This window comes from Synechococcus sp. CBW1002 (assembly GCF_015840915.1).
Classification (GTDB): domain Bacteria; phylum Cyanobacteriota; class Cyanobacteriia; order PCC-6307; family Cyanobiaceae; genus CBW1002.
Genome location: NZ_CP060398.1, coordinates 2,711,712 through 2,735,879, shown reverse-complemented (window position 1 = coordinate 2,735,879; position 24,168 = coordinate 2,711,712). Strand labels below are relative to the sequence as shown.

The 24,168-nt window shown below is 67.4% G+C and carries 18 protein-coding genes; 9 read left to right on the top strand and 9 right to left on the bottom strand.

Annotation, left to right across the window (positions count from 1 at the left end):
* Positions 1-362 precede the first annotated feature (362 nt).
* Positions 363-1,001: a transposase gene (locus H8F24_RS13555; RefSeq protein WP_197169955.1), complete on the top strand. Its 639-nt coding sequence runs from the start codon at positions 363-365 to the stop codon at positions 999-1,001.
* On the top strand, positions 1,001-1,537 hold the full coding sequence (locus tag H8F24_RS13550) for a hypothetical protein (protein ID WP_197169768.1): 537 nt from the start codon (positions 1,001-1,003) through the stop codon (positions 1,535-1,537). The genes H8F24_RS13555 and H8F24_RS13550 overlap by 1 nt, the downstream gene beginning before the upstream one ends.
* A gap of 102 nt (positions 1,538-1,639) precedes the next feature.
* On the opposite strand, the gene H8F24_RS13545 is transcribed toward H8F24_RS13550, so the two are convergent.
* Entirely contained in the window at positions 1,640-2,722 is a 1,083-nt protein-coding gene (locus H8F24_RS13545; RefSeq protein WP_197169769.1) for an IS110 family transposase, read from the bottom strand.
* Positions 2,723-2,956: 234 nt separating this feature from the next.
* On the opposite strand from H8F24_RS13545, the gene H8F24_RS13540 reads away from it, so the two are divergent.
* Positions 2,957-4,003 (top strand): transposase, encoded by a 1,047-nt coding sequence (locus H8F24_RS13540; RefSeq protein WP_197169954.1) that lies wholly within the window; start codon positions 2,957-2,959, stop codon positions 4,001-4,003.
* A 144-nt stretch (positions 4,004-4,147) separates the two neighbouring features.
* Here H8F24_RS13540 and H8F24_RS13535 read toward each other — a convergent pair whose 3' ends face one another.
* Together H8F24_RS13535 and H8F24_RS13530 are read right to left on the bottom strand one after the other, a co-directional pair.
* Positions 4,148-4,612 carry a dual specificity protein phosphatase gene (locus tag H8F24_RS13535; protein ID WP_197169953.1) on the bottom strand — a complete coding sequence of 155 codons (465 nt, stop codon included), beginning with the start codon at positions 4,610-4,612 and terminating at the stop codon, positions 4,148-4,150.
* 13 nt (positions 4,613-4,625) lie between these two features.
* Positions 4,626-5,735 carry a polysaccharide biosynthesis/export family protein gene (locus H8F24_RS13530; protein WP_197169952.1) on the bottom strand — a complete coding sequence of 370 codons (1,110 nt, stop codon included), beginning with the start codon at positions 5,733-5,735 and terminating at the stop codon, positions 4,626-4,628.
* A 62-nt stretch (positions 5,736-5,797) separates the two neighbouring features.
* Between H8F24_RS13530 and H8F24_RS13525 the strand changes: the two genes are divergently transcribed.
* Both H8F24_RS13525 and H8F24_RS13520 read left to right on the top strand, forming a co-directional pair.
* Positions 5,798-8,302, top strand: coding sequence for a polysaccharide biosynthesis tyrosine autokinase (locus tag H8F24_RS13525; RefSeq protein WP_197169951.1), 2,505 nt, complete (start codon positions 5,798-5,800; stop codon positions 8,300-8,302).
* A 25-nt stretch (positions 8,303-8,327) separates the two neighbouring features.
* A complete protein-coding gene (locus tag H8F24_RS13520) occupies positions 8,328-9,629 on the top strand; it encodes a hypothetical protein (protein ID WP_197169950.1) in 1,302 nt (433 codons plus the stop codon).
* Between the two features lie 30 nt (positions 9,630-9,659).
* Here the strand turns inward: H8F24_RS13520 and H8F24_RS13515 are convergent, their stop codons facing one another.
* Positions 9,660-12,656 carry a glycoside hydrolase family 99-like domain-containing protein gene (locus H8F24_RS13515; RefSeq protein WP_197169949.1) on the bottom strand — a complete coding sequence of 999 codons (2,997 nt, stop codon included), beginning with the start codon at positions 12,654-12,656 and terminating at the stop codon, positions 9,660-9,662.
* Positions 12,653-14,389, bottom strand: coding sequence for a glycosyltransferase (locus H8F24_RS13510; protein ID WP_197169948.1), 1,737 nt, complete (start codon positions 14,387-14,389; stop codon positions 12,653-12,655). Before H8F24_RS13510 ends, H8F24_RS13515 begins: the two co-directional genes overlap by 4 nt.
* Positions 14,390-14,629: 240 nt before the next feature.
* On the opposite strand from H8F24_RS13510, the gene H8F24_RS13505 reads away from it, so the two are divergent.
* Positions 14,630-15,466: a hypothetical protein gene (locus H8F24_RS13505; RefSeq protein ID WP_197169947.1), complete on the top strand. Its 837-nt coding sequence runs from the start codon at positions 14,630-14,632 to the stop codon at positions 15,464-15,466.
* Positions 15,467-15,705: 239 nt separating this feature from the next.
* Here H8F24_RS13505 and H8F24_RS13500 read toward each other — a convergent pair whose 3' ends face one another.
* Entirely contained in the window at positions 15,706-16,059 is a 354-nt protein-coding gene (locus H8F24_RS13500; RefSeq protein ID WP_197169946.1) for a hypothetical protein, read from the bottom strand.
* 56 nt (positions 16,060-16,115) lie between these two features.
* Between H8F24_RS13500 and H8F24_RS13495 the strand changes: the two genes are divergently transcribed.
* Both H8F24_RS13495 and H8F24_RS13490 read left to right on the top strand, forming a co-directional pair.
* The gene (locus H8F24_RS13495) at positions 16,116-19,064 is read left to right on the top strand and encodes a peptidase domain-containing ABC transporter (protein WP_197169945.1); all 2,949 of its coding nucleotides are present in this window, start codon (positions 16,116-16,118) and stop codon (positions 19,062-19,064) included.
* Positions 19,061-20,161, top strand: coding sequence for an HlyD family secretion protein (locus tag H8F24_RS13490; RefSeq protein WP_197169944.1), 1,101 nt, complete (start codon positions 19,061-19,063; stop codon positions 20,159-20,161). Before H8F24_RS13495 ends, H8F24_RS13490 begins: the two co-directional genes overlap by 4 nt.
* Positions 20,162-20,172: 11 nt before the next feature.
* On the opposite strand, the gene H8F24_RS13485 is transcribed toward H8F24_RS13490, so the two are convergent.
* On the bottom strand, positions 20,173-21,258 hold the full coding sequence (locus H8F24_RS13485; protein ID WP_197169943.1) for a GNAT family N-acetyltransferase: 1,086 nt from the start codon (positions 21,256-21,258) through the stop codon (positions 20,173-20,175).
* 94 nt (positions 21,259-21,352) lie between these two features.
* On the opposite strand from H8F24_RS13485, the gene H8F24_RS13480 reads away from it, so the two are divergent.
* Positions 21,353-22,588 carry a hypothetical protein gene (locus tag H8F24_RS13480; protein ID WP_197169942.1) on the top strand — a complete coding sequence of 412 codons (1,236 nt, stop codon included), beginning with the start codon at positions 21,353-21,355 and terminating at the stop codon, positions 22,586-22,588.
* Positions 22,589-22,591: 3 nt separating this feature from the next.
* Here H8F24_RS13480 and H8F24_RS13475 read toward each other — a convergent pair whose 3' ends face one another.
* Both H8F24_RS13475 and H8F24_RS13470 read right to left on the bottom strand, forming a co-directional pair.
* A complete protein-coding gene (locus H8F24_RS13475; RefSeq protein WP_197159211.1) occupies positions 22,592-22,819 on the bottom strand; it encodes a hypothetical protein in 228 nt (75 codons plus the stop codon).
* 11 nt (positions 22,820-22,830) lie between these two features.
* Complete coding sequence (locus H8F24_RS13470) at positions 22,831-24,168, bottom strand: sodium-dependent transporter (protein WP_197169941.1); 1,338 nt, start codon at positions 24,166-24,168, stop codon at positions 22,831-22,833.

The window sequence follows — 24,168 nt, the reverse complement described above, 5'->3', positions numbered from 1 at the left end:
CATCCGCCGGAACTGGCGCACTCCCGTGACCAGCAGCAGCACCACTGAATTTCAGAGTTGGAGAGACAAAGATAACGCAAAAACTTATGCGAATGACGCAACTATGCATCATTTGCATAATGGGCCGACCTGATTAACACCAGCCGTCTGACCCTTGACCTCCCGAAGGCAGCCATGGATTGAATATACAGCAAACCGCAGGCCCGGCTAGGAGCCTGTCGCGCATAGATCACCGCCCGCATGCTCCACAGACGCCCCTGAATCTGCCCAGATCTCATTGGCTGCAATGGATCTGGCCGATAAGATGGGGTATGAGCAAGCCCAAGACCTTCCGGCCCTGGACTCCGGGACAGACCAGCTTGATGCCGCCGTCGCCAATCGACTGGCTGCCGAGCGATCACCTGGTGTTCTTCCTGCTGGAGCTGGTGGAGGAACTGGACTTTGCGCTGATCATGTCTCCCGCCCGGCAGAAGGATGCCCGCGGTGAGAAGGGGTATGACCCCAGGATGCTGACGCTGCTGTTGCTGTATGCCTACTGCATCGGCATGGCCTCGTCTCGCAAGATCGAGCGGGCCTGCCATGAGGATGCGGCTTTCCGGGTGCTGACCGGCAACCAGCAGCCGGACCACAGCCGCATCAGCGACTTCCGCCGCCGCCATCTTGGAGCCCTGGAGGAGCTGTTTGTGCAGATCCTGCGCCTGTGCCAGAAGGCCGGCATGGTGAGCCTGGGACAGGTGGCGCTGGATGGCACCAAGGTGAAGGCCAATGCCTCCAAACACAAGACACTCCTATGGACTGTCAAGCCCCCGGACGCTCCGGCTGAGCGCCATCGAGGTGGCAGTGCTGACCAGCTCAGCCACGATGGCCGTGAACCAGCGCTGGCCACGCCGTGGAACCCGTCACCACCTCCAGCGAGCTGCTGCTGTGGGAGGCCATCGACCAGGTCCGTAGGGCAGAGGACGGTCCTGATCTCTCCCTCGATGAGCTGGCTGAGTGTGTGATGGCCGCCCTGGGTTCATCGCTGTCGCTGCAGCAGATCTGCAGAGCGGCTGATGGCTTGCTGCACCTGGCCGACGATCCCAGCCAAGGGAGCGCCGCACGGCAGGTTCCTGTGGTCGATGTGCAGGCCGTGCAGGAGAGGGCGCTGAATCTCTTGGATTGGCAGGAGCTGGAGGATGGCGACGATCGCAGCGACAACCAGAAGCTGATCGACAACGCCACCGATCCCGACACCGTGCTCGTGCGCGATCCCTCCGCCACTCCGGAGCTGCAGGAGATCGGCATCCTCGAGCTCCTGCAGCGCTATCCCTGTCGCGGCAACGATGCCCGCTGGAGCCCCGACGATGCCATCGCCTTCCTGGAGACAAAGGCCCGCTGGCTGGATGCGGCACTGGAGACCTGGGAGGCCGATGGCGAGGCCATGGCCGACGACAGCGACGTGAGCGAGGCCAAAGCCGTCGTGCTGGTCGTGCCGGAGAAGCCTGGCCAGGCGTTGCTGTCCGAGGTGCTCGACGTGCTGATCCCCGTGGAGGAGTGAACCACCGGCCGGCTCTCGTTCTGGCAGATCCGTTGCCTGCCGCCCCACGGCAGGCAACGGATCTGCCAGGAGCCTGGGCTACTGGAGCAATCCTGCTGGCGATCAGGCCGTTGCGGTGCGAACGGCGGGACCGCCGCGCAGGATGCCGAACACCTCGCGGGCGACGAACCGCTTGAGGCAGCGGATGATCTCCTTCATCGAGCGTCCTTCTGCCGTGCGTCGTTCGACGTACTCCCGGGTCTGCTGATGCCGCTGCAGCCGGCAGATCACGATGCGGTGCAGGGCGCAGTTGGCCTGGCGGTTGCCGCTGCGGTTCAGCCGGTGCCGCACCACCTTGCCCGAACTGGCGGGCAGTGGATTGACGCCACAGAGGGCAGCGAATGACGCCTCGGATTTCATCCGTTCCTGGTTGTCGCCAACTGCCACAACGAGGGTGGCACTGATGTCCACACCCACGCCGTAGGTGTTCCGCAGCTCGGGGCACAGCTGCATGGTCAGTCGATCCAGCTGCGTGACGGTTTCCTTGAGCTCCTCATCCAGCTGCTGGATGCGGCGCGCCAGGATGCGCAGGGTCATCTTGGCGGCCGCCTGAGGGGTGGTGATCTCGCCAGAACGCAGGCCTGTGCAGCTTTCGAGCAGCTCCTTTCTCTTGAGCCGCTGCAGCCGTTCCCGCAACGCTGCCGGCGCCGTCACCACGATGGCGTGCAGCTGATTGAGGGCTGCGGTGCGGTTCGCGGTGGCCGAATCCTTGGCCACCTTGAGCATGCGGATCATCTCCACCAAAGCGTCGCCCGCCTTGGGGATGACGCTGGCCGTTCCGGCGATACAGGCCCGTGCTGCGGCCTCCGCATCGATGGTGTCGTCCTTACCGATGCGCCGCCGCGTGGAGCGATCCGGCCGGTTCACTTCTACCACTGCCATCCCTGCGGCCTGCAGGGCGCGGCAGAGCCCGGCGCCGTAGCAACCGGTTCCCTCCACGGCGAATACCGGGTTGGAGCCGAATGCTGCGGCCCAGCGGATCAGCTCCTGGTAGCCACTGCGTTTGGCATCCAGCTTGAGGCTGCCCAGCCAGCCGCCATTGGCGCCCAGGGCCACCGCCATGTGCGTGAGTTTGTGGGTGTCAATGCCGACCACCACATCGTGGCCAGTGCTGATCTCGGGGGCATGTGCTGTCGCTGCGCTCATGACTGCTGGGGACGGGAGGGGGTGCAACCAACCGGGCAGACGGACAGGCCATTGACGGGACGGGAACGTCGGACTCCTATGAGGTCACGGGACTTCCCGGCTGGTTGCCCCACCGCACGGACCGACAGGTCTTGTGAAAGACACCACCCCAAACTGGAGAAGGTCCGCCATGAGCAGGGTCAGGCCCGCGCTGGTGGGGTCCCGAAATCATCAATGGCCATGAGCCACCAGCGGATGCTCAAATCCGAGGAGCAGTTGGAGCAGGAGATCAGGGAGCTGCTGCGCAAGGCCGAGATCCTCGACGCCCAGGAGGATGGCCGCTACGGCAAGGGCAAACGCGGCAGCGACCTGCCTGAGGCACTGAGCCGCCGAGAAGACCGGCTGGAGAGGATCCGCCAAGCTCGCCGGGAACTGGAGGCTGAAACCGCGGCTGCCGCTGCACGGGAACGGCAGGAGCAGGCGGCAGCGGCAGCGAAGGCCGCGGAAGAGGGGCCCGAGCAGCAACGGCAAGAATGCAGCAAGACAGCCGATCGCGTAGTCGAGAAGGCAGCTGCGGCAAAAGATCTGGCGATCGCCAAGGCCAACGAGGCGGGCCTGGGACCACCTGATCTTGAGCCGCTGGCCGCCGATCAGATGCCCCATCGCGGCCTGGCGCACAAGGCTTGCGGCACACCGACAAAAGGCAGCCAGCGCAATCACCGCTGCGCGGAAGGCTGCGCCTACACTGATCCAGCCAGCCACATCATGAAGAGTGATGGGAACTGGATTCAGGGCTACAACTGCCAAGCAGCCGTGGATGGGGATTACCAGGTGATCGTGGCCATCGGCGTCAGCAACCAGCCGCCTGATGTGGAGCATCTCGAACCGTTGCTTGAGCGCACCATTGCCAACACCGCTCAGCTCCCGAAAACGTTGATCGCGGATGCCGGCTACTGGAGCGAGGCCAACGCCGAGGCCTGCGCGGCACGGGGGGTCGATCCCCACATCGCGACCGGCAGGGAGAAGCACGGCCAGCCGCCAGCACCAACCCGTGGCCCCATCCCCAAAAACCTGGATGCCAAGGGCCGGATGAACCGCAAGCTGCGCTGCAAGAAAGGACGCGAGATCTACGCCAGGCGCAAGACGATCGTGGAGCCCGTCTTTGGTCAGACCAAGGAATGCCGTGGACTGCGCCGCTTTCTCCTGCGCGGCCTGGACAACGTGAACGGTGAATGGGCGCTCTGGTGCCTGACCCACAACATCAACAAGTTGTTCAGGTTCAAAGCAGCACTGGCAGCTTGAGGGGACAGCCCCTCTGGCTGCCAGTGCGGCAACCGAAGATTGGCCGGAATCACCGGCATTGAGATGCCGGTAACCAAGACCATTGGCTCAGCAAGTTCTTGTGCTCGCTGGCGCTGCTGGTTTCGGGCGACAAACTCCTAGCGATCACGCCTCAAAAAGGCCGGTGAGGGCCCGCAACTGCTGCGGCAGCGGGCTGGTTCCCGGGTGCACCTGCAGCAGGTAATCCAGCCCCTGCTGCAGGCTCAGGCCCCTGTGCCGCATCAGCCAGGCCAGACACACCAGCGGCGAGCGCTCCCGGGCCGCCACACAGTGCACAAACACCGGCCCCAGCTCCGCCAGGTCGGCCAGGGCCGCCAGGGCCTGCTCCAGCTCCTCCGGCCGTGGCCAGCGGCCACTGCGGTGATCCGGCAGCACCACCCGCCGGGTGTGGAACTGCTCACGCAGCCCGGCCGGCGGCGGCAGCTCCTCCCAGGCGCAGAGGCTGAGCACGCCACGGATCCCCTCCTGCCGCAGCCGCAGCAGATGGCGATCCGCCCAGGGCCCCGGCCCGATCGCCAGCTCCTCGCGCAACGCCCAGGTGAGCCGAAACCGGCCGGTGATTGGCCCCACTCGGTTGCCCCACTCAGTTGTTGGTATCGGAGATCAGCCGGAACAGGCTCCACACATTCACCAGCCCCGACACCGGCGTGCTCACCGCGCCGATCGCATCGGAGAGCACCGCCAGGGAGCTGCGGCTCACGATCACGGTGTCGTTGTCGCGCAGGGGCGGGTTCTTCGGATTCGAGGCGCCCTGGCTCAGATCCAGGTTGAAACGCTCACGGGTGGCGGTGCCGTTGCGATTCAGCCGCACCAGCTGGATGTCGCTCTTCTTGCCTCGCCAGGTCTCCAGCCCCCCCGCCGCCAGCACCGCCTGCACCAGGGGCGTGTTGGCCGGCAGCGGGATCCGGCCCGGGCTCTTCACCTCACCGATCACATTCACGTTGATCTGCTGAGGCGACAGGTTGGTGGCCGCCAGCTCGATCGATTCCGGCACCGGCTCCTGCGCCTTCGGCACCCGGATCGTGTCGCCATCAAACAGCAGCGGGTTCTGCAGCAGATCGCCGGCCATCAGCAGATCCATCAGGTTCAGCGAGGCCCGCTTGAAGCTGGGTGTCTCCCCCGGCAGCCGCCGCTGCAGCGCCACCTGGCGCAGGTCGGCATGGAGGGTGATGCCGCCGGCCTTCTGGATCGCATCCACCACCGTGGGCAGGCCGCTGATCGCGGCCGGCGCCCCTTCGGTCTGGGAGGTTTCACTGGTGGTGAGGGTGTACACCCCCGGCCGCTCCACCTCACCCACCACCGCAATCCGCAGGGGGCGCGGCCGCACCACCTGCAGCTGCAGCTCCGGCCGCTGCAGCTGGGCCCGGTACAGGGTGAGCAGCCACTGGTGCGCCTGCGACAGGGTGAGCCCCACCACCCGCGCACTGCCCACCAGCGGCAGGCTCACGGTGCCGTCGTTGAGCACATCGAGCGGACCGGACAGATCCGGCACATCGAACAGCTTCAGCTCCAGGCCATCGCCAGGGCCGAGGATGTAGGCATCGTCTTGCAGATTGGCCTGCGGGGCAGGTTGTTCAAGCCGATCAGCGGCCTGCGCCAGCACCGAGTCAGGATGACTCAGGCCCGTCGCGATCGCCAGAGCCAGGGCTATGCCGCGCACGGGTCGAGGTAGAAACTGCAGAAAGTGTCCCATGGCCGTCTAGCCGCGGCCAGGGGGCTGCCTACTCTTCGGCAGACCTGGCCAGGCTGGCTGCCATGACCAACCTGACCTCCCGCGGCACCTCGCCCACCCTCTCCATTCCCCAGGGGTTTCCCCTGGTGCCGCTTGGTGAGAGCCTGGTAGACAATGGCCGCGAAGCCCTCAATCTCCGCGAGATCTTTGCCGCCCTGCGGCGCCGCCACCGCCTGGTGCTGCTCACCAGCGCCATGGTGTTTCTGATCGCCGCCGGCCTCTCCGTGCGGCAGCGGCTGCTGTTCCCGGTCTTCGAGGGCTCTTTCGATCTGCTGATCACCGACCCGGTCAGCAACGAGAATGATCAGTCTTCCGGCCGGGATTTGGGCACCGCCTCCACCTTTCAGGCCCTCGCCCTCAATACCACGTCCAACGACACGCCTACCCTGATCGAGGTGTTGCGCAGTCCCCTTCTCCTGAAGGAGCTGGCTGAAAGACGTGGTCTCTCCACCCAGTCTCTGGGTCAACGCATCAGCGTAACCAACGGTGGCAGCGGCACCCGCGATCGTTCCAATGTCGCCCAAGGGGTTCTCAGAGTCACTCTCAGAGGCGGTGATCCCGCCCAGGACCAGACGCTTCTGGAGGAACTGGCCAACCGTTATATGCAGTATTCCCTCGACCAACGCCAGGAGCAGCTCCAGGAAGGCCTTCGCTTTCTTGACCTCCAGGCTCCAGCCCTCCAGAGCACTGCCGATCGTCTCCAGGCCGAGCGGGCGGCCTTCCGCGTGCGCCACGACCTGATCGAACCCACCGCCGAAGGCGAGGCGATCAAGCAGGAGATGCTTACCCTTCAGGCTCACGGTCGCAGCCTCGAAGATCAACGCAACCGGCTGCTGAAGGCCAGCCAGGCCATCCGCAACGGCACCCTCACCGCCCAGGGTTTTCAGGAAGCGATCGGCGCCGGCGGCTCCGGCGATTCCAACGGCAGCATGAGCAGCAGCACCAGCAGCGGCAGTTCGGGCAATGGCCTTTCGGTTGCCGCCAGCAGCCAGCCCTGGCTCGACCAGCTCCAGCAACTCGATCAGGAGCTGGCCGAGGCCCGCGCCCGCTTCACCCCCCAGTCGGATCGAGTGCAGGGCCTCCAGGCCCGGCGCGAAGGGCTCAACCGCAAGGTGCGCAGCAGCCAGCTGGAGGCGGTGGATGCGGCCCTGGCCCTCAACCGGCAGGCCAGCGTTGCCAACCAGAGCCAGCTGGCGGCCCTCACCGGCACCTTCCGCCGCCAGCCCCAGCTGATCCGTGAGTACGAGGAACTGGAGCAGCGGCTGCAGCTCGCCCTCGACAACCTCAGCGGCCTCAGCAGCACCCGCTCCACTTTCCGGCTGGAGCTGGCCCAGCGCACCGTTCCCTGGCGGGTGATCGCTCCGGCCCGCATGAATCCGGTTCCCGTTGAGCCCTCCCTGTCCAAGGGTCTGCTGCAGGCCGCCCTGCTGGCCGCCGCCGCCGGAGCGGGCGTGGGAGTGCTGCGCGACCGCCTCGATCATGTCTACCGCAGCCCGGCCGAGGTGAAGGAGACCCTCCAGGAGCCCCTCCTGGCCCACATCCCCCACATCCCCCTGTTCCGCGGCGTGCGCGAAGACAGCCACTTCATGCTCGAGGAAATCGTTCCGGCCAGCGCCACGGGCTCCGCCGCCAGCCCATCCGCTGCAGCAGCCCCAGCCGCAAAGGGCGCCGCTGACAGCAAGCAGCTCGGCTATCAGCGCTTCTTCTACCAGGAGGCCTTCCGCAACCTCTTCACCAGCCTCCGCTTCCTCAACACCGACCAACCGCTGCGCTCCCTCGCCCTTACCAGTTCCCTGCCGGCCGAAGGCAAGAGTCTGGTGAACGTGCTGCTCGCCAAGACCCTGGCCGAGCTGGGCCAGCGGGTGCTGCTGGTGGATGCCGATCTGCGCAAGCCCCAGCTGCACACCCGCCTCGGGCTCGACAACCTGCTCGGCCTCAGCCATCTGCTCACCGGCGACACCGCCGACTGGAGCTCCCTGCTCCAACCGGTGCCGGGCCACGACAACTGGCAGGTGATCACGGCGGGCCGCCGCCCCCCCGATCCGGCTCGCCTGCTCAGCTCCGCCCGCATGCGCCAGCTGATCACAGACCTGGCCGCCTCGGATCGCTTCGATCTGATCCTTTACGACACCCCGCCGGTGCTGGGCCTGGCCGATGCCGCCCTGGTGGCGGAACATCTCGATGGCCTGCTGCTGCTGGTCAGCCTCGAGAAGGTGGATCGCGACCTTCCCCGTGAAGCGATGGCCCGCATCCGCAGTGCCGGTGTGCCGCTGCTGGGCCTGGTGACCAACGCCGTGAAGCAGCGCAGCGAGGCCGGCAGCCGCTACGGCTATGGCTACGGGCGTTACGGCTATGGGCGTTACGGCTATGGCGGCTACGACACCCTCACCGCCGCGGCCTACTACGGCGCCGCCGCGTCTGCTGCCGAAGGGGAAGAGGGGGAAGCCACCTCCAGGAGCACGCAGCGCGCCCCTGGCCGCTCCCTGCGCCGCGTCGGCCAGCGGCTAATCAGCTGGATCGATCGCTGAGATGGGGCACCGGTGGGGTACTGAGATGCAGCCAAAGACCTGCGTATTCCAGCGAATCCTGCAGCTGGGTCTGAGCTCGCTTGGTCTGAGTACCCTCGGCCTCGACCTGCCCTCCCAGGCTCAGCTGGTCTGGCAGCCATTGCCCGGCCCTCCTCCTCCCGTGTCGACCGGCCTGCGCTGGGAAGCCGTGCCGGTGGCGCCCAAGGCCGCAGGCACCCCAACGCCTGACACAGCAGCAACTCCAGCTGGATCAGCGTCGCCCGCCGCTCCGGCTTGGCAGCCGGTGGCGGCTGGCGAACACATCGAGGTGCTGCCCGATGGCTCGATCGCCGGTGAACCGGAACCGGAGCCCATCCCCGTGGCCGCAGCCCCCACCCTGCCCACCTACGGCGGCTTCCGCGATCTCTACCGCGGGGATCGCTGGTATCCCTCGATCAGCACGATCGTGCCGATGGCCTTCGGGCCCAAGGGATTCATGGCCGGCGTCGGCTTTTCAGGCTCCGATTGCACAATTGAATCGAAGCAGTGCATCAACTACCCCACCATCACCTCCGAATCAATCCGCGACGTCGGCGAGGCCGTGCTGGATTCCTACATCGGATTCGGTGATCCCACCCGGGCCGTTTCGGTGCTGGTCACCCAGTTCACCCAGAACACGATCCGCGCCGGAGAACGGGGTGACTTCCTCAACGGCAACCAGACCGGCTTCGCCATCAGCCGCAACCTTGGCCCCAACACTGCCATCAAGCTCGGCGCCGAAGGCCTGATTCGCTGGGGCGGCTCCGGGAACAAGGCTGCCGATCGCCCCAAGAGCGCCTTCGGCGTGATCTCCCACCGCATTCCGCTCAAGCCACCGCCCACCGATCCCTTCGACGACGGCATCCGCTGGTTCCCCGATCTTTACCTCACCGTGGGTGCCGGCAACGGCCAGTTCCGCCCGCTTGATCAGGTGATCAGCGCCCAGATCCAGAGTGCCAAGGATGCCGGCTGCTGGTTCACCGCCTGCTCCCCTGAGAAAACCCGTGATGCCTTTCTCAAGGGCACCGAATGGGGCAGGTTCTATCCGATCGGCTCCGTCGCCCTGGCCGTGACCGATCAGCTCAACCTGATCACCGAATGGACCGGTCGCAATCTGAATGTATCGGTCAGCTGGCAGCCGATCCGCGAGTGGGGTTGGACCATCACCCCCGGCATCGGCAACCTGATCCAGAACAGCGATTACGGCAAGAACGTCAACATCCCTGCCTGCCGCGAGTGCGACATGGGCGATGCGATCACCACCCGCCCGCTGCTGTATCTGCGTTCGATGATCAATATTCGGTTCTGATAGATTCTGGCGTTTCTGAGAATCTGAGCGCTATTGCGTGCATCTGGCACCTTTGAACGCTGCCTCCAGAAGCTCCACCACCGCGTCCACGCCCGCCCGCCAGGCTTGATCGTCGCGGGAACGGAAGACGCGGGCCTGCTCGGCGAGTTTCTGGCGCAGGGCCCTGGCTCGTGCCCCATCTGCCGCCAGCTCCAGCAGCAGGGCCACGGCCTCGGCCGGCTCCCGCAGCCGGCACCCTTCCGGATAGCCCGGCAGCCACTCCCGCAGGCCCAGCGGCTGGCCGAAATCGATCACGGGCACCGCCTGCCGCACCGCGTCGGCCGCCACCAGCCCGTAGCTCTCGCCGGGATTGGATCGCCCGCCGGTGCTGAGCACAAAAGCAGCGGCCCGCTGCAGTGCCGCCTCGATGTCGAGCCGCGGCAGGCAGTGCAAGCCTGGCAGCGGCAGCAACGGCGCCACCGGGCCCACCCAAAGCCCCTCAGCCGCCGGCCACTGCTGTCGCAGGGGCAGCAGCACCGCCAGAAAACGCTCCAGGGTGCCGCGATCGCGGCCGCAGCCCAGCACCACAAAGGCGTCTTCAGGCAGCGATGGTGGCGGTGGGCAGAAGCGTTCGGGCCGCTGCAGCCAGCGTCGTTCGTCGCGGGGGGGCACCACCAGGCGGCTGGCGCCACTGCCGGGGCCAGCAGCGGAGTCAGTGGCGAGGAGTTCGGCGTTCACCAGCCGCGAGGGGCTCACCAGCAGATCGAAAGCTGCACAGGCCTGCTCCAGGGCGTTCTGCAAGCCCAGGGCCCTGATCATGCTGGGCAGCTCATGCACGAACAGCCCCCGCCAGGTGGGCGCCTGCTCAGGAGTGAGCGCCGCCAGGGCCCGCTGCAGTGGCGGCAGGCTCACCACCGAATTGGCCAGCACCGCCCAGGTCCCCTGCCGCGCCGCAAAGGCGGCCAGTTCGCCGGCCAGGGCATCGGGCTGCACCACCCGGGTGGGGGCCAGGGCGTCGTACGACGCGAGCAGCTCGCCCTCGCCGAGGACAACCACCTGCAGCTCCAGCTGCGGCAGCGCCCGCCGCAGCTCCGCCAGCCAGCACAACAACGTGCGTTGGGCGCCGGCATTGCAAGCGTCATGCCCCAGCAGCACAAGGCCCCCCGTCCGCGGGGTAAGGGCCCGCTGCACCGCCTCCAGCCAGCCCTGGCCCCAGTGCTGATCGGGCTCCAGGTGGCAGCCCTCACCCCACTCATTCCAGGCGTTCACGAACAGGGCCGCCGCCGCCACTTCCCCCGTCTGGGCCCGCTGCTGAAGCCGCAGCCGCGCCAGCCGCAACCAGCGCTCGAACCGTGCCGGCGTGGCACCGATCCACGACACGCTGTTGCCGCCGCGCCGGGCGGTGTTGTCCCAGGAGGGGCAGGCGCCGCCATAGAGGGGAAAGGGATGGGGCTCGCCCAGTTGGCGCAGCCCATGCAGCAGGGCTTCGGGATAGCCGTAGATGCAGGGCTCTTCCCCCGGCTCCAGCCGCAGCGGCAGCTCGGAGGCCAGGTTGGGCGTGGGCACCTGCAGCGGTGCGAACTGCACCGCGCCATCGAAACCGATCCGGCGTGGGTCCTCCCGATCGAAGCTCCACACGGTGAGCAGCTGCATGCGGGCGATGCCGGCCTCCGCCAGGGTGCGCCGCAGCCGCCGGGCGAAATCAGCGGCATCCGGCAGATCCCCGGCCCGATAGACCAGCAGCACCGGCGCCCCGTTCCAGCGCATGTAGCGGCGGTCGCGCAGGGCCGGCAGCAAGGAAGCCGCAAAGCGCTCCACGTAATCGGCCGGATAGCTCTGGGCGATCAGCACCTCGTGGGGGCTGCCATCCCAGCGGCGACTCCAGGTTTCGTTCGCCCAGCAAAGGCAGAAGCCCAGATCCAGCTCGGGATGACCCAGCCACTGCTGCAACGGCCGCTCAAGCAATGGCCGGCCATCAAACCAGTAGTGGTGGAAGCAGAAGGCGGTGATGCCGTAGCGGTGGGCCAGCTCCACCTGGCGCGCCATCACGGCCGGATCGGCCAAGTCGTAGGCGCCCAGGTCTGAAGTGGGCCGATGGGGCTGCAGCTGGCCCGGGTAGAAGGGCTGCGCCTTGAGGGCGTTGGTCCAGTCGGTGAAGCCATCGCCCCACCAGGCGTCGTTTTCCGGGATGCGGTGGAACTGGGGCAGGTAGAAGGCGATCAGCTGGGCGGGGGGCCGGGCCGACACGTTGCTCTGCTGCAGGCTGCTGGCCTCGGCAGCGCTGACCTCAGCGGCACTCGCCTCCGCTTCCATCTGTTCGAGATCGAGCAGCCGCACTGGCTCCAGGGCCCGCTGCAGCAGCGCATGGGTCGCGGCGGGATGGGCAGCCGCGTAGGCGATCAGCTGCTGCCGCCGAGCCTCCGCACCCTCCGGCGCTGGGGGGGCCAGGGGATAGGTGGGGTTGGGCTGCAAAGCCTCACCAGCGAGATAGCGCCGCAGGAACTGCTGCAGAAGCGGTGCCACCACACCCTGGCTCTGCAGAAACTCCGCATCGAGCAGCCAGTGGCAGTGGCGCCCCTCCCGGCCGCCGCTGAGCAGGAAATGCAGGAGAGGGGGAACACCTGCCTGCTCCACATCCGGGTTGCTGCGCAGATACTCCTCGCAGGAAAACAGCGGGTTCGGATCCAGCCCCACCAGGCAGCCCAGACGCAGCAGGTGGGTGAGGGTTATGGCAGGGCTGGCAGGCTCTTCTGCTTCAGGTTGAGCCTCAGGCTCCAGCTGCTCCAGAACCCAGGCGGGCCAGACCAGTTCCTCCAGCTCCTGAAGGGCCTTCGGATCGCTCTGCACCTCCGCCAGCCCCGGGCACACCAGCTCGCGACCCTCCCGCCAGCCATGGCGCACGTAGTGCTCTGCGGCGGAGAGCTCGGCGGCCGCCACATCGGTATGGCGGGCCAGGTAGGCCTCGGGATCGAACCAGGGGGCCGCTTCCAGGCGCTCCACCAGGTCCGACTGGCCCAGGGGCAGCGGCGACAGGACCAGGGACGTCACACCAGGAAGTCGAGCCCGTTCGGCCGGCCATCGGGATGGTCGCGGCTGCAGCTGGGCGGCCACCAGGGTTCTGCCCGCCCCAGCCGGGCCAGCCAGCGACCCCGCATCCGCCGATAGGCATCGTCGGCGGTGGGGCTGGCGTGGGCGTTGCGGCTCTGGCTCTCGTAGTGACTCAGCAGCACCCGCGGATCGATCACATGGCGGTAGCCCAGCTGCCCCAGCCGCAGGCAGAAATCCACATCGTTGCCCTCCACCGGCAGACCTTCATCGAACCCGCCCAGCCGATCAAACAAGTCCCGCCGCACCATCAGGCAGCCCCCCGTTACCGCACCCCAGGCCGTGTGGCAACGGCTGCGGCCGCGATGCACCCCGTGGTCGAGGGGCAGGTAGCGGTAGGCGTGGTCGGCCACGCCGTGCATGCCCACCACCACGCCGCCGTGCTGCAGGGTGCCGTCCTCATAGAGCAGCAAGGCACCGCTGCAGCCCACCCGCTCCCGCAAGGCCTGGGCTGCCATCCAGCCCAGCCAACCGTCGTTCTGGCGGGCGTCATCGGGGCGACATTCCACATCGTTGTTCAGGAACAGCAGCAGATCCCCGCGGGCCTCGGCGGCGGCGGCGTTGTTGAGGCAGCTCCAGTTGAACGGCTCCTCCCGCCGCAACACCCGTAGTGCAGGCCCCAGCCGCTGCTGCCACTGCTGCAGCAGGGCTGCGGTGTCTTCCTCCTGCGAGCCGTTGTCCACTACCAGCACCTCCACCACCAGCCGATCGGCCACTGCCGCCCGGGCCCGTTCCACCGTATGGAGGCAGTCGGCAAGCAGATCGGCCCGGTCGCGGGTGGGAATGATCACGCTGCAGTGGTGGCCGGCAGGCAGGCTCCAGCGCAGCTGGTAGGCATCCGGCAGTTCCGGATGGGACTCCACGGCCTCCACCGCCTCTCCCCGCCGCTGCAGGTGGGCCCGCAGCAGCGGCGAGCGGGCCGAGGTCTCGTGGGGGGTGGGCTCACCCTGTCGATGCACAAGGATCTCGGGCATGTGGCCCACCCGTGGCTCCAGCTCCAGGGCCTGCAGCATCCAGCGGAAGCGGCCGGTGGGATCCTCCGGTGGCAGGGACAGTTCTCCGTGCCGCAGCCAGGCCAGGTTCCAGCAGCTGAAGCCCTCCAGCCAAGGGGTGCTCCAGAAGCTCTCCTCCACCCAATCGGGCTTGAACCAGGGATCCTGGCGCCGCCCTTCGGCATCGAGGCGGTCTTCATCGGCGTAGATCAGATCGGGCAGGCCCTCGGGCGGCAGGGCCGACAACCAGCGCTCCAGGCTTTGCAGCGCACCGCGGCGCAGGCGGGCATCGGCCGCCAAAAGCACAAGCCAACCTTGCGTGGGCCACACGTGAGGATCGCGCTGATCTTGCGGCACCGGCAGGGGGCCGCAGGCGGCATGCAGGCCCACCCACTGCGCCTGGCCGGGGTTGCGCAGCCACCACTCCTGATTCAGGGGGCGGAGGGGATCCTCCAGGCGTGGTTCGGCCTGGCGGATCCAGTGCACATAGCTCTGTTCCTGCAGCCCTCGCCGCTGCTCCTCCCCCTCCAGGGCAGCCAAGTTCTGGGCCAGCCAGGCCAGTTTTTCGGCGCTGGAATCCGGTGTGGGCCCCAGCTGGGCATTGCTCAGCCAGAGGGCGGCTTCCGGCCAGTGGCCCTGACTGCCAAAGAGACGGCCCGCCAGCAGAGGAGTCTCGAGCTCCACACGCAGATCAGACGGCTCCGAGTCAGATGTCATTGAGACTGCAGGGCCAGACTCGGTGCGACGCTACCAACCCTTGGGCCGATTATGGAGAAAGTCCAACTGGACCAATGAGACTACGATCAAGACTGGCACAAAAGGTGATCAGTGCTACAGAGCGAAGGCCTCGGCCCTTGAAAGACGATTGACAAACCTGACAGTGGTTTTTAAAATACCAAGATTCACTAATCTTATCAACAGCAAGTGACATTTCCTTCAATCAATAATTTCCCCCCAATTTCGGTCAATAACGAATTCGCCATTCCAGCAGGAACAACAGGCAATCCCACCGTAGTGGTTAATCCTCCTGAAAACACCCCTTTGGGCCTCACCGAGCTAACTGCCGCGCTCGCAAACCCAGGCAGCATTTTTGTGACTGTGACTGGAGAGAACGGTCAGCCCCTCCCGATCGGCGCCCTGATCGTGCTCTTGTCCAAACCAGCACAATCCTTCGCAAACTCTAATCGGCTTCAGGGCATTACGATCAATTTTAGCGACGCTCCGATCTCCGGTAAGTCCCTCTCACTAGAGACGATGGAGGCAAGATTTCCAAGAGCCTTTGACTTCTTCGGTCGTTATTTTTTGGCCACTGCGACCCCGGCCAACGCCAAGGTGGCTGTTGAGGGATTCACCAGCTTCACCGAAGCCGACGCCAACAGTAACTTCAATCTTTCTCAGGGCAACGATGCCGTGGTGATGACCACATTGAACAATGTAGTGTACGCCAATGCCGGCAGCGACGCAATCGTGGTTGACGCCTATTTGAGCAATCCGGGCACTGCCACCAAGAGCTACATCAATCTTGGAACCGGCAACGACGACGTTCAAGTCACTAAAGCAGCTCTCAAGCAGAACCAATCCCGGATCGATATCATGGATTTCAATTCTGCCGAAGATACCCTCAGCCTTCAGACCATGGAAAAGCGTGTGGACGGGATCGGCACCGACAAGCTCAAAATCACCACCAAAGAAGCTAAATTTGTAATAAAATCAATTGAATCTGGTGGTATCTTCGAAGAGAACAGCATCGACTTCATTTGAATCTCGTCCCGAGCATCCCCGCAGGCTCGGTCGTGCGCTTAGCCATCCCTGCTGCGGTGGTGATCGATGAGCTTCTCGCCACTGATCTGCTGGAAGCCTGGCTGCGGCGCCGGCTTCTCGATCAGCTCACTGCTCTAGCCCCCCCTCAGGATCTGGCCCACCAGTTCTTTGCAGCCAGTGCCGTGACCAGCTTTCTGCGCCAGTCGCAGAGGCTGGCTACCGTGGTGTTTGAAAGCTTGTCAGTCCTGGATCCAGAACTCGCTCAGGAGTTGTACTTTCGCCTCCTGGCCGGAGAAGCCACGATCGCGGAGCTGCTGCACCACCCTGACGTGCGCGCAGGATTCGGCCAGGCAGGCTCCAGCAGCCACCAGGGTCCCACCAGCCTGATAGAACTCCCGGATAACCTCCTCCAGCCCCTGCTCTCCTGTCGGGTTGGCAGCCTTTGTCCACCAATTCAGCTGGAAGAGCGCTTTCTTCTTGTTCGGTTGCTCCATCGCCAACCGGCCCGGCTCGATCCATCCAGCCTCTCGAGGGTCGAACAGGCGTTCATGGATCAGTGGATCGCCACCCGAGTAGAAGAACTGGCTCTCCAACTCACCACCCAGCCCCCCGGGGAATGGCCCCAGGATCTTGTCGTGGCCCTTCCCTCTTGAGCACCACCACGATCGACTCCTCTCTCCTGCAACGGCTGCAGGAGGATCACCAAGCCTTCCACTACCCCACCGGCCGCTTCCTGCTGCGCTGCGATCAGCTGGCTCCCCACGTGCTGCTCCTGCGTCACGGGCAGGTGCGGCTGCTGGCCCACGATCCCCTTGAAGGATCGTTCACCCTGGAGCGCCTCGGGCCCGGTGCCCTGCTCGGCTGGGCCAGCTTGCTGCGGGCCGAACCCTGCGAAACCGTGATCGCCATGGAGCCCTGCCAGGTGGTGGCGATTCCGGCGGCGCGCTTTCTGGATCTGCACCGCAACTCGCCAGACCTGCAGCAGCTCTGCCACCAGCCCGCCAGCGCCGAACTGGCCGAAGCCCTGCTGCGCTGGTGGCACAACGACCACCCCCACCACCTGCCCAACACGCCCGCCCAGCTGCTGCGCCTGCTGCCTACCGCCACCCCCGCCTCGGTCCGGCTGGCCACGGCGCAGGAACTGGACGATCCCCAGCAACGCGGACCCGAACGGCTCTGGATCTGGAGTGGTCATCCCGAGCAGCGGCGATTGCTCAGCCTCGATCGCAGCTGGGCGGCGTTGGATCAGCTGCCGCCGCAGCCTGCCGAACCAGCAGCACGGGAGGTCACAGGCTTCGATCCACTGCTGGTCGAGTCCCTGCCCGAAGCTCCAGCTCCCGGCGAACCGATCGACCCCGCAACCCTCGGGCTTCCCGTACCGCCGGCGCCACCGCCGCTTGGGCCCCTGCCCCGCGTCAAGGGTCGTCCCGCCACCGCCCTGGCCTGCCTGCGGCGGCTCGGCCAGCTGCAGCGGTTCCCGGTGCCGCTCGACAGCCTCCGCCTCGCCCTCGAAGACTGCGAGCAGCGCCTCGGTGGGGTGACCCTGCAGCACATCGGCCAGCTGGTGGAATCCATCGGCCTGGAGGCCCGCCCCCTGGCCTGCCCCCCCAGCCACTTCCACCGGCTCGAGGCCCCGGCGGTGCTCGAGCGTGAGGGTCATTTCGCCCTGCTGGAAGCCGCCGGCCCCAAAGGATGGAGCCTCACCGATCCCAGCGAAGGCCTGCTGACGCTCTCCCTGCCCGAGCTGCGCCGCCTCTGGCCCGAGGGTGTGGAGCTGATGCTGGTGCGCCAGCCCACCGGCGCCGTGGTGGATGCCCGCGCCAGCCGCTTCGATCTGGCCTGGTTCGCCGAGGCCCTGCGGCCTTACCGCGGCCGCCTCGCGGTGGTGCTGCTCACCGGCTTCACCCAGAAGCTGCTGGAACTGATCTTTCCGCTCGCCACCCTCCAGATCGTCGATCTGGTGGTGGGTAGCGGCAACAGCTCCCTGCTCGCCCCGATCGCCCTGGTGCTGGGCGTCACCGCCGTGGTGCTGGGGGTGCTGGGGGTGCTGCGCGAGTTGCTGCTGGCCGATCTGGCCGACCGGATCGACACCAACCTCGGCAGCCAGGTGGTGGGCCATCTCTTCCGCCTGCCGCTGCGCTTCTTCGATCGGCGCACCGTGGGCGATCTCGCCAGCCGCCTGCACGATCTCCAGCAGGTGCGTCAGTTCCTCACCGATACCGCCATCGGCTCGGTGATCGATGTGGTGTTCATCCCCATCCTGCTGGCCATCCTGTTTCTGCTGCAACCGGTGCTGGCCTGGGTGGTGCTCGCCCAGGTGCCCCTGCTGATCCTGCTCAACCAGCTCGGCGGCCGGCTCAGCGAACGGCAGCTCACCCGCCGCAACACCGCCTGGAGCCGTTCGATGGGCTGGCTGGTGGAGGTGCTCAGCGCCATCCGCACCGTCAAGAGCCAGAACTTCGCCTCCGAAGCCCGCTGGGAATGGCTGCAGCGGCAGCGCACCTACGCCGCCGCCGATTACCGCCTCTCCCGCAACCGCTCCCTGGTGAAGGAAAGCTCCTCCACCGTGCTCAACATCGGCAAGATGACCGTCTTCCTGGTGGCGGCGGTGCTAGCCCTGCGGGGTGAGGCGTCGGTGGGGGCGATCTTCGCGGTGTATCTGCTCTCCTCCGGCGTGACCGGCCCCCTGGTCAACCTCTCGCGCCTCTGGGACCAATACCGCGATGCCAGGGCCGCCATGGCCGCCGTGGCCGATGTGATCGGCCAGCCGCCCGAAGAAGCCGAAGGCCTGCAGGAGATGCCCCTGCCCCAGATCCAGGGCACCATCCGCTTCCGCAAGGTGAGCTTCGGCTATAACCTCGACAACCGCCGCCAGCTCGATCGGCTCGACCTGGCGATCGAGGCCGGCAGCTTCGTGGGCCTGGTGGGGCTGAGCGGCAGCGGCAAGAGCACGGTGGTGCAGCTCATCGACGCCCTCTACCGACCCAGCGAAGGCCGCATCTTCATCGACGACATCGACATCGCCCAGGTGCAGCTCGCCAGCCTGCGCCGCCAGATCGGCTTCGTGCCGCAGGATTCGATCCTGTTCGATGGCACCGTGCTCGACAACCTGCGCCTCAACCAGCCCGATGCACCGCTCGAGGCGGTGGTGGCCGCCGCCCAGGTCGCCTGCGCCCATGAGTTCATCAGCGACCTGCCCGGTGGCTACCTCAGCCGCGTGGGGGAGCGGGGCGGCGGCCTCTCCGGCGGCCAGAAGCAGCGGATCGCCATTGCCCGCATGGTGCTGCAGAACCCCAGCCTGGTGATCCTCGATGAGGCCACCAGCGCCCTCGATGCCGACACCGAAAAGCGGGTGGTGCAGCAGCTGCGGCGCCACTTCCGCGGACGCACCCTGCTGTTCGTGACCCACCGGCTCGGCAACCTGCGCCAGGCCGATCGAATCCTGGTGATGGAGAGCGGCCGCGTCGTCGAAGACGGCAGCTGGAGCGAGCTGGTCGCCGCCCTCGGCAGCTTCGCCGCCCTGGCGAAACAACAGCATGAACTGGCCGGTGCCGCCATCCCTGCCGCCGCCGAAGAGCCCGGAAGCCTCCAGGAATGACCCCCCAATCCCCCGCCAGCGCCGTCAACGCCGTCAACTCTGATCCTGGCGAAGCCCTGCGGCTCGAGACCCGGCCCACCCCCACCCTCACCCTGATCCTGGCTGGGAGCCTCTCGGTGCTCTGCCTCAGCATCGGCGCGGCGGTGGCGCTGGTACCGGTGGATCAGGTGCTGAGCGCCAACGGCAGCCTGCGGCCCCAGCGGCAGACCCAGCCCCTGGCCTCGGCCGAGCCCGGCGTGGTGCGCACGGTGCTGGTCAGGGAAGGCCAGCAGGTGAAGGCCGGCCAGACCCTGCTGCAACTGGATGGATCTCTGCCCCAGGGCCAGATCCAGAGCCTGCAGCAGCAGTTGCGCAGCAACCGGGATCTACAGCGCAACGAGGAGGAGCGGCTGCGGGAGCGGATCGACAGCCTCGGTCGCCGCCTCGCCCTGGAGGAACGGGTGCTGCGACCCCTGCAGGCCCTGGCCCGCGAGGGGGGCAGTTCGATGGTGCAGGTGGCCGAACAGGAGCGGCAGGTGGAAACCACCCGCCAGGAGCTGGCCGATGCCCAGCGTGCCCTGAGCAGCCTCGCCTTTCAGTCGGCCGAGAGTCGCTCCCAGCTCCAGCGGGATCTGCAGCTGCAGCGCGACCGGGCCCGCAGGATCAGCCTTCAGGCTCCGGTGGCTGGCACCGTGCTCGATCTCACGGCCCAGAGCGGCCAGGTGGTGACCCCCGGCGAAGCGCTGCTCAAGCTGGTTCCCACCTCCACGCTGCAGGCCGATGTGACCGTCGCCAACAAGGATCTGGCCTACGTGAAGCCCGGCCAGAGGGCCCGCATCAACCTCGAGGCCTACGACCCCTCCCTTTACGGCGTGCTTGAAGGCCAGGTGCTGCGCGTCGGTCAGGACGCCCTGCCCGCCACCCGGGAGATCGACCACCCCCATTTCCCGGTCACCCTGGCGCTGAACAGCCAGACCCTCGAGCGCGAGGGCCAGCGCTTCGAGCTGCAACCCGGCATGGCCGTGGTGGCCCAGATCACCCTGGAACAACGCACCCTGCTGCAGCTCTTCTTCAGCCAGTTCAACCGCGGCTTCGATGCCGTGCGGCGCGTGCGCTGAAGGGCTCGCGCTCAGAGCCCCAGCAGCGGGCTATAGCGCACCAGGCCGCCGCCCGGCGGCAGGGATCCAGGTTGCAGCTCCATGGCCAGGCACTCCTCCCCGAAGCCGTAGGCATCCCGCAGGCCAAAGGCCGAGGCCGGGCCAAAGCCGAAGCGGCCATAGAAGTGCAAGCCGCCGATCAGCACCACCCAGGCCCAGCCCCGATCCCTTGCAGCGGCAAGGCCGGCGGCCACCAGCCGCGAGGCGATCCCCTGGCGCCGCAGCGGCTCCATCACCGACAGCGGCGCCAGGGCCAGCCCCTGGATCCCACACGGATCAGGAACCCCGGGAGCGGGCGGCAGCAGGGAGGCGGGGCTGAACGCCACATGGCCCACCAGCTCCCCCTCCAGCTCTGCCACCAGCGAGAGGCTGAGCTGGCCAGCGGCACGCAGCACATCCACCTGCCGGGCATCGCGGCCATCGGGAAAGCCCTGCCGATGCAGGGCATGGATCAGGGGCGCCTCGCCATGGCGCTCCGGCCGGATCCGCAGCCGCAGGAGCGGCGAATCGGGCTGCAGGCCCTGAATCCAGGGCTGGTGCGGCTGCAGATCGCGCAGGCCGTTCAGCAGCAGGTCGGCCGCGTCGCGCCACTGCCGATGGTGACGACGCTGATCCAGCCAACCGCCCAGTGCCTGGAGCACGTCTTCGATCCGCTCCGCTGAAGGCTCCAGCCGCACCAGCTCCAGCCAGCAGCGTGCGGCGTCGCACGGTTCCCCCGCCTGGCTTTCGGCATCGGCCAGATGGCGCCAGAACACGGGCAGCAGGGCGGGATCGCCGGATGGATCGCCGGATGGATCGCTGCCGGCGGGCTGCAGAGACGCCTGGAAGCGTGGTGCCAGGGGGCGCAGCAAGGGCAGCACCGCCTCCGCCCGGCCCCGGGCTCGATGCGCCGCAGCGGCATTGAGCCGGTGGATCAGGCGTTCCGGCGCCAGGGCGAAGGCCTCGTCGAAACAGGCGAAGGCAGGTTCGCTCTGCCCCTGCACCAGCAGGTCCTTTCCCTTGCGGCGGAGCTGATCGGCTCGGCGATCCGCCTGCCCCTGAGAATCGGTCAGATCCATGGAACTCATGGGCGTTCCCGATCGCAACCGGCTGTTCAAGGTAGAACAAGGGAACGGCAGACCACGTCGCTGATCCCCGGCGCGGCCGAAAACGATGCGCGGTATCCCGTCTCCGGCCATTCTGCTCTCACCGCAGAATCGCGATCACACCCTGGCCGTCCTGCAGGGCCGGCCGGTGCTGCGGGTGTTCATCCAGGCGACCGCCGCCACGATCGACTCCGAAGCCGGGCCGCTCAGCGCCCTCAGCACCTCCGGCCCGGATCAGGAGGTCATCACCAGCCTCTTCGCTCAGCTCGATCCCCTGATCGCTCTCGACTTCGAGCTGGTGGTGGAGGCCGCCAACGCCGATCTGGTGATCGTTCAGGTCGATGCCCCCTCCAGCGAAGGGGCTGGGTTCGCCGGCCTGGCCACCCCGCAGGCCCAGGGCTGGATCCTGCAGTGGACAGCCACCAGCCGCCCAGCCGGCAGCGATCCCAACCAGCCCCTCAGCGCCTACGACCGCAACACCCTGGTCCACGAGATCGGCCATGTGCTCGGCCTGGCCCATCCCGGCGGTGCGCCCTTCGACCCCCGCTGGGACAGTGCCTCCACCGTGATGAGCTACCTCCCGGCCGAGGCCGGCTGGAGCACAGCGTTCAGCCGATCCGATCGGGCCGCACTGCAGCAGATCTGGCAGCCGGAGACCGAAGGGCAGCCCGCCTTCGAGGTCGTCACCAGCTCCTGGAGTGGAACAATCCGCCTGGATCGGCGGCTGGAGGCCGAAGCGGCGGGCTCCGACCTGACCGGCGGCAACCGGTCTGGCGGCAACCGCTCTGGCGACATCCGCTCTGGCGGCAACCCTGCGTCCGGCTTCGGCGACGTGCTGATCGGCAACGACGGCCCGGATCGGCTCCGCGGGCGCCGCGGCAACGACTGGCTGATCGGTGGATCCGGCGAGGATCGGCTCGAGGGCGGTGCGGGCTGGGATGTGCTCGACGGCGGCAGCGGCGCCGACCTGCTGATCGGCGGGGGCGGCCGCGACACCTACGTGGGCCATAAGGATGGATCCCGCGACACCTTCCGCCTGCATCCGGAATCGAGCCGCTCCCTGGTGGATGTGATCGAAGCCATGGATCCCTTCGATCGGATCGAGCTGGTGGGGGCCGACCCCGACAGCCTCCGGGTGGACAACGACACCCGGTTCCGGGGACTCAGCGGCTGGGGAATCTTCACAGGGAACACCCTCGCCGCCCTCGTGCTCGACGACAGCCTCAGCCGCAGGGACGTGCTCGCGACCCTGGTGGCCGTGGACGGCATGGCCGGTGACGCTGTCGACCCATGGGCGAGCTGAACCTCAGGGGCGCTCACGGCCGGCCATCATCGCCTCAATCCTGCGGATCCGTTTCAGGGTGGTCTGCCAGACCTCCAGTTGAAAGGCGCGGCTGGCGTCGCCAGCGGCCACGGCCTGCCCGCACCCCTCGATCAGCGCCTCCAGGTTGTCGCCCCGTTCAAAGGCTTCCCAGAGCTGACGCTCCAGCCGGGCCCGTTCGATGAAGTTCCAGCGCTGCAACCAGGAGGTCATCGGATCGGGCATCAACCAAGCCACATCTTCGCCAGGTCGAGCACGGACACGCCCAGCCCCACCGCAATCGCCGGCACCGAGATCCAGCGCAGGCTGAGCAGGAGCGCGCGGCGCAGGCCCGGCGGCGTGGCGCAGCCCTGGAGATCGGCCAGGAAGCGTGCCGGCGCCTGCCAGCTGAGCAGCAGGGCCACCAGCAGGCCGCCGAGGATCAGCAGCACGCCACCGAACAGGGCATCCATCACCTCCAGGGCAGCGGTGTTCAGGGCCGGCGGCAGCCCCAGCACCCCCACCAGGCCCACGCAGCTCCACACCGCCTCGCGGCGTCTCCAGCCCAGCCCATCGATCAGGGAGCTCACCGGCACCTCCAGCAGCGACACGCTCGAGGTGATCGCGGCGATGTAGGCCAGGCCGAAGAACAGCACCGCCACCAACCGCCCAGCCATCCCAAGCGAAGCCAGACCCGTGGGCAGGGCGATGAACAGGGTGCCCACCGTGCTGCCGCTCACCACCTCGCCCAGCCCGAAGCTCGCCACCAGCGGAAAGGTGACGCATCCGGCCATCAGCCCCACCGCCGTATCCATCCCCACCACGCTCACCGCCTCGATGGCCAGGGCGCTGCGGCGGTTCAGGTAGGCGGCATAGGCCAGGATCGCGCCGATGCCGGTGCCGATCGAGAAGAAGGCCTGGGTGAAGGCATTGCGGATCGTGGTGGGGTCGAGCAGCTTGGCCGGATCCCAGCGCAGCAGGAACTGGTGGTAGCCGGCGCCGGCACCCGGCAGGAAGGCGGCCCAGATCAGCAGGCCCAGCAGCAGCAGGAACAGGGCCGGCATGCCCCAGCGGCTGAGCCGCTCGATGCCGCCCCGCACCCCGGCCGCCACCACGGCGCCGGTGAGGGCCAGGCTCACCAGAAGGCCCAGCACAGCGCCGCCGCCGCTGCTGCTGATTAGCGCGAAGAAGGATTCCGAGGCCGCCATGTCGGCCGGCAGGCCCACCAGCAGGGCATGCAGCAGGGTGCGGCCGGTCCAGCCCATCAGCACCGCGTAGAAGGCCAGGATCCCGATCGCCGCGGCCAGAAACAGCAGGCCCAGGGGGGCCCAGCGGCGGCCTCCGGCGGTGACCGGCGCAATCAGGGGCGCATGGCCGGTGCTGCGGCCCAGCACCATCTCCGCCACCAGCACCGGCAGGCACACCACCAGCACGATCACCAGATAAAGCACCACAAAGGCACCACCGCCCCCCTGAAAGGCGCGGTAAGCGAAGCCCCAGAGGTTGCCCAGGCCCACCGCGCTGCCGGCGGCCGCCAGCACAAAGCCAAGCGGCGAACTCCACGACTCCGAGGCCCTTGCCAT